The sequence below is a fragment of the Corynebacterium durum genome (assembly GCF_030408675.1).
Lineage (GTDB): Bacteria > Actinomycetota > Actinomycetes > Mycobacteriales > Mycobacteriaceae > Corynebacterium > Corynebacterium durum.
Genome location: NZ_CP047200.1, coordinates 2755828 through 2770237 on the forward strand (window position 1 = coordinate 2755828; position 14410 = coordinate 2770237).

A 14410-nucleotide genomic window follows, 5' to 3' on the forward strand; every position below is an offset into this window, starting at 1 on the left:
GCTTGTCTGTTCCTTGGCACCTCATGGTGGTGGCGCGCTGAGTAAGCGAGCCACAATAGCAGCACTCACAACCCCTCAGCCCATGGCTCGCACGCTTCTCTTCTAGGCGTCCGGGCCATTGTTTTATCTACAGACAATCAAGGCCCGCCTCAGAGGAAAGCGTGTAACCACCCTCCTACGAAAGGCCCTTAGATGTCTCATCCGCACCGCGACACTCTCCTCAACGCCTACTTTGGCGAATTCGGTGGACAGTACGTCCCAGACATGTTGTATCCGGTCCTGGATGAACTAGAGCAAGCGTATGTCGATGCCATAAATGACCCGACATTCGCGGAAGAACTCGTCAATCTTTACGTGGACTATCTGGGAAGGCCCACGCCCATCACCGAATGTGCCAACCTGCCCCTAGAAGGCCACGGTAAGGGAAAAGCACGCATCTTCCTCAAGCGCGAAGACCTAGTGCACGGCGGTGCACACAAAGGCAACCAGGTTATCGCCCAAGCACTTCTTGCCAAACGTCTGGGGAAAACCAGGCTGATTGCAGAAACCGGCGCTGGACAGCATGGGACAGCCACAGCCATGGTGGCTGCCTTGTTTGGCATGAAATGCACCATCTACATGGGCGCTCGGGACGTCGCTAGGCAGCAACCCAATGTATATCGCATGCGGCTCATGGGGGCCGAGGTTGTCCCGGTGGAAGAAGCAAACGGTAACGGCCTTGAAAACGCCATTGACGTAGCGCTCATGGACTGGGTAAACAGCTACAAAGACACGCACTACCTCCTAGGCACGGCTGCCGGACCGCACCCATTCCCGACGCTGGTGAAAGAATTCCAGGCCGTCATCTCGCGGGAATCACGCGAGCAGATGATGGAACGAACCGGTGCGCTTCCCGACGTCGTGGTGGCGTGCGTGGGCGGCGGTTCCAACGCCATCGGCGCATTCGCCGACTACTTGACCGATAAGCCCGGAAACTCCGAGGTGAAGCTTGTTGGCGTAGAACCAGCAGGTGAGGGGCTTGATTCAGGCAAACATGGTGCCCCACTTAATCGGGGTCGGGCGGGTATCCTGCATGGTTCGCGCTCCTATGTCATGCTGGGGGAGGGGGATGAGGTGTTGCATTCCCATTCGGTATCAGCCGGACTTGATTATCCGGGTGTGGGTCCAGAGCATGCCTATCTTCTTGAATCGGGACGGGCTCAATATGTCGGCATCACTGACACTGAAGCGCTGCAAGCGTTCCGCCTGCTGAGCCGCCACGAAGGCATCATTCCCGCCCTAGAATCAAGCCATGCGCTGGCCTACGCACTCAAACTTGCAGACATTGCGGAGGAAACGGGCGAGGAGACCACCATCCTGGTGAACTTGTCCGGTCGTGGCGATAAGGATGTCAACTATGTTCGTGCCTTGCTCGGCGATCTTGCAGCCACCGACCCTATGGAGCATCCGGTACAAGATCTTCACGTTGCCGATGTGATCGCCGAGCTTTCACGAACCGATTCCGACGACACAGTTGAGGGTTAGAGGCCTATGACTTTTTCACCACATGTTCGTACGCGTGCTGTGCGCTATCACGAAAACGCAGCACGCTTGTTTGCTCACTTAGGCGGCACAGTCGCAGACGACGCAGTGCTTCTTGAAAGCGCCGATATTGCCTCAAAAGAGGGCCTGCATTCGGTCATGGTGTTGCGCGGTTCGGTTCGCGTCACGTGCAACCATAACGATGTCACCGCCGAACCACTAACACCATCGGGCGTGGCGATTGTACAGCGCCTCGCGGAACAGCTTTCTTCTGATGTTTCACGTGAAACATCAGAAGAAACCGTCTTTCATTTTCCAGTGTCCACCGCAGTAGACGAGCGCGAACGACTCACAGCGCTGAGTTCCGTCGAACCGCTGCGTCGACTCCAGACCGATGCTGGTTACCTCACTGAGGATGCCTCACTTCCTTTTTTGGCGGGCGGTATCGCGTTTGACCATTTGGCTAGCTTCGAGGATCTTCCTAGCGTTGAGGACTCGGGCAATACGTATCCCGACTATCAGTTCTTGCTCGCGGAAGTTGTGCTCAGCATTGATCACCAAGCACAGAGTGCGCTACTCGCAGGAGTTGTTGCAGATGGGACCGGTGTCGACAAGCTTGATGCCGAGCTGGATCGTCTGGCTGCGTTGTGCAACGATTATGAGACTCAGCCGGAAAAATCGATGGTTTCACGTGAAACCATCGTCGCCACAGCGAGCATTCCCGACGCCGATTACCGAGCGATGGTCACAAACCTCCAGGCGCATATCCACAACGGAGACATCTATCAGGTTGTGCCCGCGCGCAGCTTCACCATGCCATGTCCCGATGCTTTTGCCGCGTACCAGCAGCTCAAGGAGCATAACCCGAGCCCCTATATGTTCTACGTTCGCGGACAGTCGGCGGGGGAGACCTACGAACTTTTTGGGGCGTCGCCAGAGTCAAACCTGAAGTTCACCGCCGACACCCGGATTGTGGAGCTGTATCCCATCGCCGGAACGCGGCCACGCGGCTTAGACCCCGACGGCAGCGTGAACCATGAACTGGATATTCGCGCAGAACTGGAACTTCGCACGGACGCCAAGGAAATTTCGGAACACACCATGTTGGTGGACCTCGCGCGCAACGATCTGGCGAGAGTGGCCGTTCCCGCCACGCGGCGCGTGGAGGAGCTTCTGCAGGTGGACCGGTACTCACGTGTCATGCACCTGGTCAGTCGCGTGAGCGCCGAACTAGCGCCCGATCTGGACGCTTTGGACGCGTACCGCGCCTGCATGAACATGGGAACCCTGACGGGTGCGCCTAAAATCCGCGCGACGGAGCTGCTGCGAGAGTCAGAGGGCACGCGTCGCGGTTCCTATGGGGGAGCGGTCGGCTATCTACGCGGAAACGGAGACATGGACACGTGCATTGTTATCCGCTCGGCCTTTGTGTCCAAGGGAGTAGCCATAGTTCAAGCTGGCGCGGGCGTAGTGCGTGATTCGCAACCGCAGTCCGAAGCCGATGAATCCCTGCACAAGGCATATGCCGTCCTGCATGCCATCGCCACGGCTGCGGGTGCACGATTGGAGGTCCAGCGATGAGTACACACGTCGTTTTGATTGATAACCACGATTCCTTTGTCTACAACCTCGTCGATGCATTCGCTGTCGCCGGTGTTCGTTGCACCGTGTTCCGCAACACGGTGCCCCCTGAGCACGTTATGGCGGCGAACCCAGATGTCATCTGTCTTTCCCCCGGACCTGGGCACCCACGCGATGCTGGGCACATGATGCAGCTTATCGACACCGCGATAGGCACTGTGCCCATCCTTGGCATCTGCCTCGGTTTCCAGGCGCTCTTAGAGCATTTCGGTGGCGTTGTGGCTCCTTGTGGACCAATGCACGGTGTCACCGACATCATGACACTCACTGACGAGGGCGCGGCCAGCCCCCTTTTTGCTGGACTAACTGTTGATGTTCCCGATGGCGATACCCAAAACTCCGGTCGCAGGGTACCCGTCGCACGCTATCACTCGCTGGGGTGCGTTGATGTGCCCAAGGAATTCGTCAGCCTTGGCAACTGCCAATCTGACGCGGGCGAGGTGACTATGGCGGCCCTGACCCGCGATAATCTGGCGCTTGGGCTGCAGTTTCATCCGGAATCAGTACTCAGCCCCTCGGGACCACATATTCTGAATCGCAGTCTTGAACTGCTGCTATCCGCATCTGCGAAGGAGAAGTAACCATGTCGGACGAACAAACTTTGGACAGGCTTCGCGCCTATTTGGATAATCCTCATCCCACCGTGGAGGAGGCCCACGATGTGTTTATGCCGCTTACTGTGGGCGATTACGATGATGTCCACATCGCCGCGCTTTTGGCGACTATTCGCACCCGCGGAGAAACAGCAGCCGACATTACGGGCGCTGCGCAGGCATTTCTCAAAGCCGCCCGTCCTTTTCCCATCACTGGACACGGTGTGCTGGATACAGCGGGGACCGGCGGCGATGGAGCGAATACCATCAACATTTCCACCGGGGCGTCGTTAATCACAGCAGCGGGAGGCTGCATGGTGGTCAAACACGGCAACCGTTCGGTGAGCTCCAAATCTGGGTCCGCCGACGTGTTAGAAGCCCTCAACATTCCACTTGATCTTGATGTGGATCGTGCGGAGAGGCAAGTCCGGGTATCGAATTTTACGTTCCTGTTTGCGCCCGCCTACCATCCAGCGATTGCCCATGTCATGCCTGTGCGTAAGGCACTAAAGGTTCCGACGTTGTTTAATATTCTCGGTCCGCTGCTCAGCCCAGCCCGTCCGGCGTTGCAAGTCATGGGTGTGAACCGTCCTAGCCTGGGAGAGCCGCTGATCCAGGTGATGAAAGAACTAGGCCGGGAACGCGCTCTTGTCGTTCATGGATCGGGGACTGACGAGTTTGCCGTGCACGGTCCCACTCAGGTGTGGGAGCTACGCGACGGTGCGATCACAAGCTACCAGGTTACGCCCGCTGATCTTGGTGTGTCGGAGCATCCATTATCGGCGCTCCGGGGCGGTGATGGGGCCGACAACGCTGCCTTGCTGCGTGCCGCGTTCGCCGGTTCCGGTTCGGAGGCGCACCGCGATGCCCTTGCCGTCAATGCCGCAGCGATGTTCTATCTGCATGGTCGCGTGGACGATTTTGCTGAAGGAACAGCCCTAGCCCAAGCCCTCATGAATGACGGCACTGTGACGAAATGGCTTGCAACCCACGAGGAGGCCAACTATGGGTGACATGCCGACCGTTTTGGAGTCCATCGTGACGGCGCGGCGGGGGCACCTCGCTGACATCCAGCGACGGATAGCCCACGTGGATCCGGCGACTCTCGCGGCGTCGACACGCAGTCTGTACGACTCTTTGGGCAGTAGGGGAGAGGGGCGTTTCATTATGGAGTGCAAATCCGCCTCGCCATCGCTGGGCCTCATTCGCGCCGACTACCATCCGGGCGACATCGCCCGCATATACTCGCGATACGCTGCGGGCATTTCAGTGCTGTGCGAGCCAGACCGCTTCGGCGGGGACTACGACCATCTAGCGACCGTCGCCGCAAGCACGCATCTTCCGGTGCTGTGCAAGGACTTTATTATCGACACCGTGCAGATCCACGCCGCACGCTACTTCGGCGCTGATGCGGTGCTGCTGATGCTGTCCGTCCTGGACGATGAGGAGTATTCCGCGTTGTCTGCAGAAGCCGCTCGCCTGGGCATGGACGTCTTGACCGAGGCCATCGATGCCGAGGAGGTGCACCGAGCGCTGCGTCTGGGGGCGCGCATTATCGGGATTAACCACCGAAACCTGCACGATCTGTCCATTGATCTGAGCCGTACTGCCGAGTTAGCACCGCTGGTTCCTGAAGATGTTGCCCTGATTGCCGAATCAGGAATCCGCGATCACGCCACCGTACGCATGCTGGGCGGAATGGTGAACGGTTTCCTAGTTGGATCACAGCTAACCTCGCGACCAGACGTTGACTTGGCGTGCCGCGAGCTCGTCTACGGGCACAACAAAGTATGCGGGCTGCGGAGTCCAGCGGCCGCTCAAACCGCACGCGCTGCCGGTGCCGTGTACGGGGGCCTCATCTTTGAGGACGCGTCTCCGCGCGATGTTTCACGTGAAACATCGAAAGAAATCATGGCGGGGGAACCGGGACTGAAGTATGTGGCGGTAAGTCGACGGACATCTGGATACGCAGAACTATGCCTCCCAGGAATTACGGTCGTGCAAATCCATGCCCCACTTCAAGACACCATCGACCAAGAAAAGGCGCTCATAGCTTCTGTGCGTGCCGAAATTCCCGAAGGGGTGGGTGTATGGCGTGCGGTGTCCATGAGCTCGCCACAGAGCGTTTCAGTGGCCCTAGAGCTGTTTCCGCTGGTGGATCGCCTGGTTCTTGATGCCGGTGACGGTGGGACGGGAAAACCATTCGACTGGAGCCTCATTCCCGACGAGGTGACAAGCACGAGCCTTCTTGCCGGCGGCATCGGCCCCACCAATGCGTGCGCAGCGCTGGCCGTCGGCTGTGCAGGTCTGGATCTCAACTCCGGTGTCGAGTATCCAGCCGACGCAGACAACCCCTACGCCTACCGCAAAAATCCCGCAGCCATCATGGATGTGTTTCAACAAATCGGAGAGCATCATGCCTGAACAGTCCCACGCCATTGATCACAACGGCGGACACACACTCCTGCCAGCCTACTTCGGGGAATTCGGTGGGCAGTACGTCCCCGAACTCCTTATCCCGGCACTCGACCAGCTGGAACGCGCCTTTGTCGAGGCCATGGACGACCCAAGCTTCCGCGAAGAACTCGCTGGATACCTCCGTGACTACCTGGGGCGACCTACCCCGCTCACCGAATGCTCCAACCTTCCGCTGCCCGGCAAAGGCAAGGGATACGCTCGTATCTTCTTAAAGCGTGAAGACCTCGTTCACGGAGGAGCGCACAAAACAAACCAGGTACTCGGGCAGGCACTGCTAGCAAAACGCATGGGCAAGACGCGCATCATTGCGGAAACCGGTGCCGGTCAGCACGGAACCGCAACCGCCCTCGCCTGCGCACTGTTGGGCTTGGACTGCGTGATCTACATGGGCACCGAGGACGTCGCTAGGCAACAACCCAACGTGTACCGCATGGAGCTGATGGGGGCACGGGTGATTCCCGTAAACTCCGGGTCAGGAACCCTCAAAGACGCCGTTAATGAAGCGCTGCGTGACTGGACCGCCACTTTTCACGAATCCCATTACCTCCTGGGAACCGCAGCTGGTCCACACCCATTTCCCACCATCGTGCGCGAATTTCATCGCGTCATTTCCGAAGAAGCCAAAGCGCAAATGCTAGAACGCACCGGCGGACTGCCCGATGTGGTTACCGCCTGCGTTGGTGGTGGGTCCAATGCCATCGGTATGTTCGCCGAGTTCATCGACGAACCTTCCGTTGAGCTTGTTGGTGTCGAGCCAGCAGGGGAGGGGCTTGACTCCGGCAAGCACGGCGCTCCCATTTACGAGGGGCACATCGGCATCCTTCACGGTGCCAGGTCCTACCTGATGCGCACCTCCGACGGCCAAGTCGAGGAATCCTATTCCATTTCCGCTGGTCTGGACTATCCGGGCGTCGGTCCTCAGCACGCCCACCTGCACGCAACCGGGCGCGCGCAGTACGTGGGCATCACCGATGCGGAGGCACTTGAAGCTTTCCAGCTGCTCAGCAGGCACGAAGGAATTATCCCCGCGCTAGAGTCCAGCCACGCACTGGCATACGCGCTGAAACGGGCTGCGCTCGCTGAGGAAGCGGGGGAGCACATCACCATCCTGGTGTCTCTGTCCGGTAGAGGCGACAAAGACGTTGACCACATTCGCCGCACCTTGGCGGAGCACCCCGAGTACGTTGTAAAGGACACCCACCGATGAGCAGCCGTTACGATCACCTGTTTTCCCGCCTAACCGAGGCTAACGAGGGCGCGTTCGTGCCTTTCGTCATGTTGGGAGACCCCGACCTGGACACATCCTTTGAGATCATCACCAGCCTCGTTGAAGGCGGTGCCGACGCCCTGGAACTCGGCATTCCCTTCTCCGATCCGGTTGCCGACGGCCCCACGATTCAGGCAGCCCACATCCGTGCACTGGACGCGGGGGTTACCGTTGATCAGGCACTCTCTCTGGTTGCACGGATTCGTTCCACGTGGCCTGAGCTACCCATCGGACTCCTCATCTACGGCAATGTTGCCTTTGCGCGCGGCATGGAGCGTTTCTACGCCGATGTCGCCCAAGCCGGTGCCGATTCCGTCCTATTGCCTGACGTTCCTGTCCGTGAGGGGGCTCCCTTCGCTGCAGCCGCCGAGGCCGCGGGTGTGGACCAGATTTTCATTGCCCCGCCACACGCCTCTGAGGAAACACTTGCGGGCGTCGCCCGGCATTCGCGGGGATATATCTACGCGGTGTCTCGCGTGGGCGTCACCGGTGCGGAGTGGGAATCTTCTACGGATGGACTCGCTGACGTCGTAGCCAATCTCAAGAGGTTTGGCGGTGTTCCACCCCTCCTTGGCTTTGGCATCTCCACACCTACGCATGTTGCGGATGCCGTTGCGGCGGGTGCCGCCGGGGCTATTTCAGGCTCTGCAGTCACAGCCCTGATTGCACGACACTGTTCCGATTCGCCGGGGGAGAGGCGCACGGTCGATGACATTGACGCGCTGAAAACTGAGCTACGTGAGTTTGTAGCGAACATGAAAGCGGCCACGCGACGATAGCCTCGTTTGTGGCGATGTTTCACGTGAAACATCGCCATTTTTTATGCCTATGAACCGGATGCCAGCACACAGTCACTGTGACAATTGCGCCATAGAGAGCAACTGTCAATATGACAGTAACTCTCAGTATGATATACTGACACTATGGAGCCTCATACATGCAACCGTCGACTTTTTCTTATTGGAACTGCAACAACATTCGCAGGCGCACTCCTTGCCGCCTGCGCCCCTCCGAAACAGACAATTGACGCAAAGGACGTTCCTGTCGGCAGCGCCGTTATTGTCGGAAACTTCATTATCACCCAGCCGACTTCGGGCGTCTATCACGCCTACTCCGCGACATGCCCACACCAAGGCGCAAAGATCAGCCAAGTCAATGGCGACACGGTGACATGCACCAACCATAATTCCGTCTTTAGCATCACCGATGGCGCTCCCGTTTCGGGACCATCGCGGGCGGGGCTGAAGGAAGCAAAGCTCAAAACCGACGGCAACAATAAGCTCACCCCAGAGCCGTAACCCGAAACAAGCGATGTTTCACGTGAAACATCGCGGCGGTATGGCGCAGCGTCTTAGACTGGAGACATGCCTCTACCACGCCCTAAACTGCCAAACAAGCGGCCCGATCCGCTGATCACGCTTATCCTTCTCGCAGTCATCCTCGCAACGTTTTTCCCCGCGCGAGGAGACTTTGCCGAGTGGTTTTCCGCGGCCACCAAGATCGCCATCGCCTTATTGTTCTTTCTTTATGGCGCGCGCCTGTCCACAAAAGAAGCGCTGACCGGCCTCAAACACTGGCGGCTGCACCTGATAATCCTCGCGTTCACCTTCGTCGTATTCCCGCTTATCGGCATCGCTCTCCGCCCTACCACGGCAGTCCTCTCGTCGGACATATACCTAGGTATTTTGTACCTCACTCTCGTGCCGTCCACTGTGCAGTCCTCTGTGGCGTTTACTTCCGTCGCCCGGGGAAATGTCGCGGGAGCCATTGTTAGCGCCTCAGCGTCGAATCTGGTGGGCGTGGTGGCCACTCCCGCGTTGGTCATGCTCCTCATGTCCTCGGGGAGTGGAATAAAGATCGATAGCTCCGTCTTTGCCGATATCGCCATACAGCTTCTCTTACCGTTTATTATCGGACAGTTGGCACGCCGATGGGTCAAGGAAACGGCCAGTGCACAATGGACCAAAACTGTTGATCGAGGGTCCATCGCCATGGTCGTATATTCCGCCTTTTCGGCCGGAATTGTCGCTGGCATCTGGCACCAAGTGAGCATTATCGACGTCGTCATACTCACCGCATTCTCTATCATCCTGGTGGCGCTCATGCTGTGGCTCACACGATTCATTGCGCTGCGATGCGGCTTCAATCGTGAAGACATGATTGCCATACAGTTCTGCGGGACAAAAAAATCACTTGCCACAGGACTACCAATGGCAGCAGTGATCTTCGGGTCCAGCAACGTTGGTCTGCTTATTCTTCCGCTCATGATTTTTCACCAAGTGCAGCTCATCATGTGCGCGTGGCTTTCTGCCCGCTACGCGCGCGATGACCACCAAGAGGCCGTGCCCCGCTAGTTGCGTGAGGTAGGGGAGTGGACGCACACTGTAGGGCATGGCACAGGAAGATATGTACGTCCGCATTGATCTGATCGCCCCCGATGCGCCACCATTAGCGCATGTTGCTGAGGTGCGTCCCACGGACTCACCATCGCTATGCGCCATGCAGCGCATCATTGAATTGGGGGATGGATCGTCTATCACAGGTTTGGCCCAGGGGCAGCATAGTCGGGGGATGAGTGCCTTGCCACAAGAGTTTGTTCCCCACCCGGATACCTATGCTGACATGCCCGATATTTCGGCGACAATCCTCAGCAAAGACGAATTTGAGGGCCTCTGGCAAGAGGCCCTCCAGAAGTTTCCCGATTTCTAACTCACAATAAGATTGACGATCACCATGTAGCACGCAGTCCCGGCAACGATGGAGAGCGCGGCGCTGCGGCGCCACCAATGCACCGCCAGCGTTACGGCAGAGGCAATGAGGCTGGACCAGATGCCCCCAGGCTCCGCGGTTTGATGGGCAATTGTGTACACCACCAGAACGGTCATCACGCCGACGGGCATCGTCATACCTAACATCCCCACCAGGTTGCTCCCCTTGAGTAATCGGAGCGCGGAGAACGGTAATTGCCGTAACATCACAGTGACGATTCCGACTGCGGCCAATATACCTACCGTATTGAGCAGTGAAACACCCTCCGGGAGCCCCATCAGCGTCGAGCCTTATCTAGATCGGTATGGAGTAGGACGTCGATACGCGGGGAGAGAAAGCGGATAAGAAGCAGACAGAAATAGCACACTAAAGCGAGCACCAACATCTGGCCAGGCAGCAGTAGCGCGAAAGCAACGGCGAACAGTCCGGCGCTGAGGGGAAGCGAGACATCTCTGTGGGATGCGAAAGATTCCCACGCAAGAACGAGGAACAGAGCCGTGAGAGCGAAGTCCATGCCGGTGAGGGTATCGGGGAGGGCAGTACCCGCGAGGGCGCCAATGATTCCTGGAAGAACCCACGCGAGTTGGCAGACCACCTGAATGCTGAGCATCCGGGAGGCTGTCATGCGGTGACCATCGCCTGCAGCGGCACGCACGGAGACGATGGCGTAGGACTCGTCGGTGAGGGCATAGGTGCTGTAGGCACGCGCCCAGAAGTTTCGAATGAGGTGACGGGGAAAGGTCAGCCCATAGAAGATGTGGCGAAAGTTAACCATGAAGCCGGTCACGGCAGCGGGAATGATGCCAACGCCCGCAGTGATCATCCCAATGGCCAGAAACTCCATGCTCCCGGCGTAAATAACCAGGGACAGTATGGGAGCCCACCACCAAGAAAATCCCGACTGCGTAATCAGCAATCCAAATGCGAGGCCGAGGGGGACAAGACCAAGGCCGACAGTCCAGGCATCAGAAAACCCGGCCCGCCATTCACGCAATGTTTCACGTGAAACCATGACAAGTCAGTTATCCGAGATATCCGCCGGGAACGTGGAAAACAAGGGGAGGGGCATTGGCTGACGACGCATCACATCACCCCATACGTCCACACTTCCACCCGCAATAATGTCCGACACCAACGCGGGAGCTACATACCAATCACCGCGCTCAATCTCTGATTCCAGCTGGCCCGGACCCCATTCTGCGTAGCCCACAAACAAGCGAATGCCTTCTACCAAGTCCTCCAACTCGGAGGGGTCAATGCGCAGGTCAACGTGAACAATGCGGTTAGCGAGCCGCTGAAACTGTTTGTGGTTTTCAATTGTCACACCCGGCTTCGTCACGCCCAACCCCACAACGCTCTGCTGGTTAAGCGGACCGCCAATATACAGAGCCTGCGGTTTGGCCACATATGGTACCCACTCAGGCATAACGTTAAACACCGCGACATCGCTGCGTGATGCCAGGTTCACACCAAAGGTCAGCTGGTTATTGTGTTCCACAATCAGCACAACGCTCCGCGCAAACTCATCAGAGAGCATGCCCGGTGCCGCCACTAAGACCATGCCAGCGGTCGGCTCGTTACGCTCCAGGGCGGTGAACAGACGGTCGCTGAAAAACTCTTCCATGACTCGAACCTTTCTAGCTTGTACCCTGATTCTGGTCGTTGTCCCACCATTGCCGCAAGGCAGCCACGGCCTCATCGTGCTCCAGCGGACCGCGTTCCAGCCGAAGCTCCTTCATAAACGTCCATGCTCGCCCCACATCCGGCCCGGGTTGCAGCCCCAGCAGCTCCATGATGGCGTTACCATCCAAATCGGGCCGCACCTTGGCCAAATCCTCTTTGGCAGCCAGCTCCGCGATGCGTTGCTCCAAATGGTCATACGTGCGTTGGAGGCGCTGAGCTTTCCGTTGGTTGCGCGTGGTGCAATCCGCTCGCACAAGCTTGTGAAGGCGACTCAGCAACGGCCCGGCATCGGTGACGTACCGACGCACCGCCGAATCAGTCCACTGCCCCTCCCCATAACCGTGGAACCGCAAATGCAGATACACCAACTGACTTACATCAGACACCATCTGTTTGGAGTACTTCAGCGCCCGCATGCGTTTACGCACCAGTTTCGCCCCCACCACCTCATGATGATGGAAGGTCACGCCGCCACCAGGCTTTGGGGCGCGAGTGGCAGGCTTACCGACGTCGTGCAATAACGCCGCCCAGCGCAACACCAGGTCCGGCCCGTCCTCCTCCTGATCCATCGCCTGGCGCAGCACCTGCATCGAATGCGCATACACATCTTTGTGCTGCATGTGCTCATCCTGGGTCAGCTTCATCCCTGGGATTTCCGGGAAAATATAGTCCGCAATTCCTGTTGTCACCATGAGGTTAATGCCGGTCCACGGCGCAGCACCCAGCATCAACTTATCCAGCTCCGCCTGCACACGCTCCGCAGTGATACGCGTAATTTCTCCAGCCATGTCCCGCATGGCCTCCTCTACGCGTGGAGCCACCTCAAAACCCAGTTGGGAGACAAAACGCGCTGCGCGCAGCATCCGAAGGGGGTCATCGTGAAACGACAGTTCTGGCGTATTCGGCGTGTCTAGGCGCTGGGCGGCCAGGTCCGTTAATCCTCCCATGGGATCGTGAAACACCATAGAACCGTCGCCGGTTATTTCAACGGCCATCGCATTGACACTGAAGTCGCGACGAATGAGATCACCCTCAAGAGTGTCACCGAATTTCACCTCTGGATTTCGGGACTGCCCGTCGTACACATCCGATCGAAATGTTGTTATTTCGATTTGTTGAGAGTTTTTCTCCGCCGAGATAGTCCCATACTCAATACCAGTGTCCCAGACCACATCGGCCCAACCGTCCAACACAGCAGTTACTGTTTCTGGCCGTGCAGACGTGGTGCAGTCTATGTCGTGCCCTAAGCGCCCCAGCAGAGCATCACGAACAGATCCCCCTACTAAATACAAACGATGGCCTTCGTCGTTAAATCGCTGAGCAAGCGATTGCAACACAGGGAGTAAACCTGAAATCGCTTTTTCCGCCTGGATAAGCAAATTCGCATCGCTGGGTTCTTGTGTTAAAGCCGAAGAAATCACCTGGACAAGTCTACCTGGAACGTTATCTCATAATAAGTAGCCTCAATGATTCTTGCACCAGGGCAGTGAGGGTGAATCGGCAAAGGTCCTCATAATAAATACCCTTCCTGTTCGTCATCACGATACGATTGTGTGGATGAGTGACAACGAACGGCACCAGGCCACCGACCAGGCCACCCAACCGGCAGCACGGAAACGACGCCGCCGGTCACGTCGTCGAGCCACCAACACCCCGTCCAGCCGTTCAAGCGGGGCGCCAACATCTCAGCCCATCACCAGCGACGCCGAAAAAAAGCGATCTGAACAGCCAAAACGCCGACGTCGCCGCCGAAATCCACAACGCAACCCTGAGGGAACGGCGGGTAAAGGCACAGCAGCAACCACGAACACCGCAGGCAAGGACGGGGGAGCACGCCGCAAGGATAACGGGGGCGTCGCAAAGCAGAACAGCAAGCGGCGTAACAACCGCCAGCGCGACCAGCGACGGTCCCGCACCAACCAGACACGTCAGCGTTCATCAGCTCGTCCGCGCATGGAAACAAGCATCGAAACCTCCGCCGGTGGGTTGGTGGTGTCTGGGCTGGCGGAAGCAGTAATGCCAGACGGCACTGTTGATTTGGCCCGACTGTACGTTGCGCTCATCGGTCGCCTTGACCGTCGGGGGCGTCTCCTGTGGTCCATGCCGAAAGGTCATGTGGAGGCCGGTGAAGCCCACGCCTCCACGGCTGAGCGGGAAGTATGGGAAGAAACCGGCGTGTATGGCCAAGTATTCGCCGAACTTGGTGTCATTGATTATTGGTTTGTCTCGGATGGTAAGCGTATTCACAAGACCGTGCATCACCATCTGTTGCGCTTCCTAGATGGCGACCTTAACGACGAAGACCCTGAGGTCACGGAAGTAGCATGGATTCCCGTTAGCGAGCTGATCGAACGGCTCGCCTATGCTGATGAACGCAAACTGGCTCGACTGGCGCATGACATGCTGCCAGAACTGGCCCGAACAGAGAAAGCGGAGGGAAGGATCACCCCGCGGTGAG

15 protein-coding genes are annotated in these 14410 nt (G+C 57.9%); 11 read left to right on the top strand and 4 right to left on the bottom strand.

Going from position 1 to position 14410, the window contains the following annotated elements; genetic code table 11:
• The first annotated feature begins 192 nt into the window (after positions 1-192).
• The 10 genes from trpB (CDUR_RS12760) (at position 193) to CDUR_RS12805 (ending at position 10209) form a co-directional block, all read left to right on the top strand.
• Positions 193-1524, top strand: a complete 1332-nt coding sequence (trpB, locus tag CDUR_RS12760; protein ID WP_179418488.1) for a tryptophan synthase subunit beta — start codon at positions 193-195, stop codon at positions 1522-1524.
• A gap of 6 nt (positions 1525-1530) precedes the next feature.
• The gene (locus CDUR_RS12765) at positions 1531-3102 is read left to right on the top strand and encodes an anthranilate synthase component 1 (protein WP_179418489.1); all 1572 of its coding nucleotides are present in this window, start codon (positions 1531-1533) and stop codon (positions 3100-3102) included.
• On the top strand, positions 3099-3743 hold the full coding sequence (locus tag CDUR_RS12770; RefSeq protein ID WP_060996264.1) for an anthranilate synthase component II: 645 nt from the start codon (positions 3099-3101) through the stop codon (positions 3741-3743). Before CDUR_RS12765 ends, CDUR_RS12770 begins: the two co-directional genes overlap by 4 nt.
• Positions 3744-3745: 2 nt before the next feature.
• A complete protein-coding gene (gene trpD / locus CDUR_RS12775; RefSeq protein ID WP_179418490.1) occupies positions 3746-4768 on the top strand; it encodes an anthranilate phosphoribosyltransferase in 1023 nt (340 codons plus the stop codon).
• Positions 4761-6179: a bifunctional indole-3-glycerol-phosphate synthase TrpC/phosphoribosylanthranilate isomerase TrpF gene (trpCF, locus tag CDUR_RS12780; protein WP_179418491.1), complete on the top strand. Its 1419-nt coding sequence runs from the start codon at positions 4761-4763 to the stop codon at positions 6177-6179. Before trpD ends, trpCF begins: the two co-directional genes overlap by 8 nt.
• Positions 6172-7440 carry a tryptophan synthase subunit beta gene (trpB, locus tag CDUR_RS12785; protein ID WP_179418492.1) on the top strand — a complete coding sequence of 423 codons (1269 nt, stop codon included), beginning with the start codon at positions 6172-6174 and terminating at the stop codon, positions 7438-7440. Before trpCF ends, trpB (CDUR_RS12785) begins: the two co-directional genes overlap by 8 nt.
• Positions 7437-8279 carry a tryptophan synthase subunit alpha gene (gene trpA / locus CDUR_RS12790; protein WP_179418493.1) on the top strand — a complete coding sequence of 281 codons (843 nt, stop codon included), beginning with the start codon at positions 7437-7439 and terminating at the stop codon, positions 8277-8279. Before trpB (CDUR_RS12785) ends, trpA begins: the two co-directional genes overlap by 4 nt.
• Positions 8280-8423: 144 nt before the next feature.
• The gene (locus CDUR_RS12795) at positions 8424-8798 is read left to right on the top strand and encodes a Rieske (2Fe-2S) protein (RefSeq protein WP_179418494.1); all 375 of its coding nucleotides are present in this window, start codon (positions 8424-8426) and stop codon (positions 8796-8798) included.
• A 66-nt stretch (positions 8799-8864) separates the two neighbouring features.
• Positions 8865-9854, top strand: a complete 990-nt coding sequence (locus CDUR_RS12800) for a bile acid:sodium symporter family protein (protein ID WP_179418495.1) — start codon at positions 8865-8867, stop codon at positions 9852-9854.
• 37 nt (positions 9855-9891) lie between these two features.
• Positions 9892-10209 (top strand): hypothetical protein, encoded by a 318-nt coding sequence (locus CDUR_RS12805; RefSeq protein WP_233452958.1) that lies wholly within the window; start codon positions 9892-9894, stop codon positions 10207-10209.
• Here CDUR_RS12805 and CDUR_RS12810 read toward each other — a convergent pair.
• From CDUR_RS12810 to CDUR_RS12825, 4 genes are read right to left on the bottom strand one after another with little or no spacing between them, the layout of a single operon-like run.
• Positions 10206-10547 carry a branched-chain amino acid transporter permease gene (locus CDUR_RS12810; RefSeq protein WP_179418496.1) on the bottom strand — a complete coding sequence of 114 codons (342 nt, stop codon included), beginning with the start codon at positions 10545-10547 and terminating at the stop codon, positions 10206-10208. The two genes, CDUR_RS12805 and CDUR_RS12810, sit on opposite strands and share 4 nt — an antisense overlap.
• Entirely contained in the window at positions 10547-11281 is a 735-nt protein-coding gene (locus CDUR_RS12815; protein WP_179418497.1) for an AzlC family ABC transporter permease, read from the bottom strand. Before CDUR_RS12815 ends, CDUR_RS12810 begins: the two co-directional genes overlap by 1 nt.
• Positions 11282-11287: 6 nt before the next feature.
• Entirely contained in the window at positions 11288-11893 is a 606-nt protein-coding gene (locus CDUR_RS12820) for a YqgE/AlgH family protein (protein ID WP_179418498.1), read from the bottom strand.
• 13 nt (positions 11894-11906) lie between these two features.
• The gene (locus tag CDUR_RS12825) at positions 11907-13373 is read right to left on the bottom strand and encodes a CCA tRNA nucleotidyltransferase (RefSeq protein WP_051033864.1); all 1467 of its coding nucleotides are present in this window, start codon (positions 13371-13373) and stop codon (positions 11907-11909) included.
• A gap of 136 nt (positions 13374-13509) precedes the next feature.
• On the opposite strand from CDUR_RS12825, the gene CDUR_RS12830 reads away from it, so the two are divergent.
• Positions 13510-14409: an NUDIX hydrolase gene (locus tag CDUR_RS12830; RefSeq protein WP_179418499.1), complete on the top strand. Its 900-nt coding sequence runs from the start codon at positions 13510-13512 to the stop codon at positions 14407-14409.
• Position 14410: the final 1 nt, after the last annotated feature.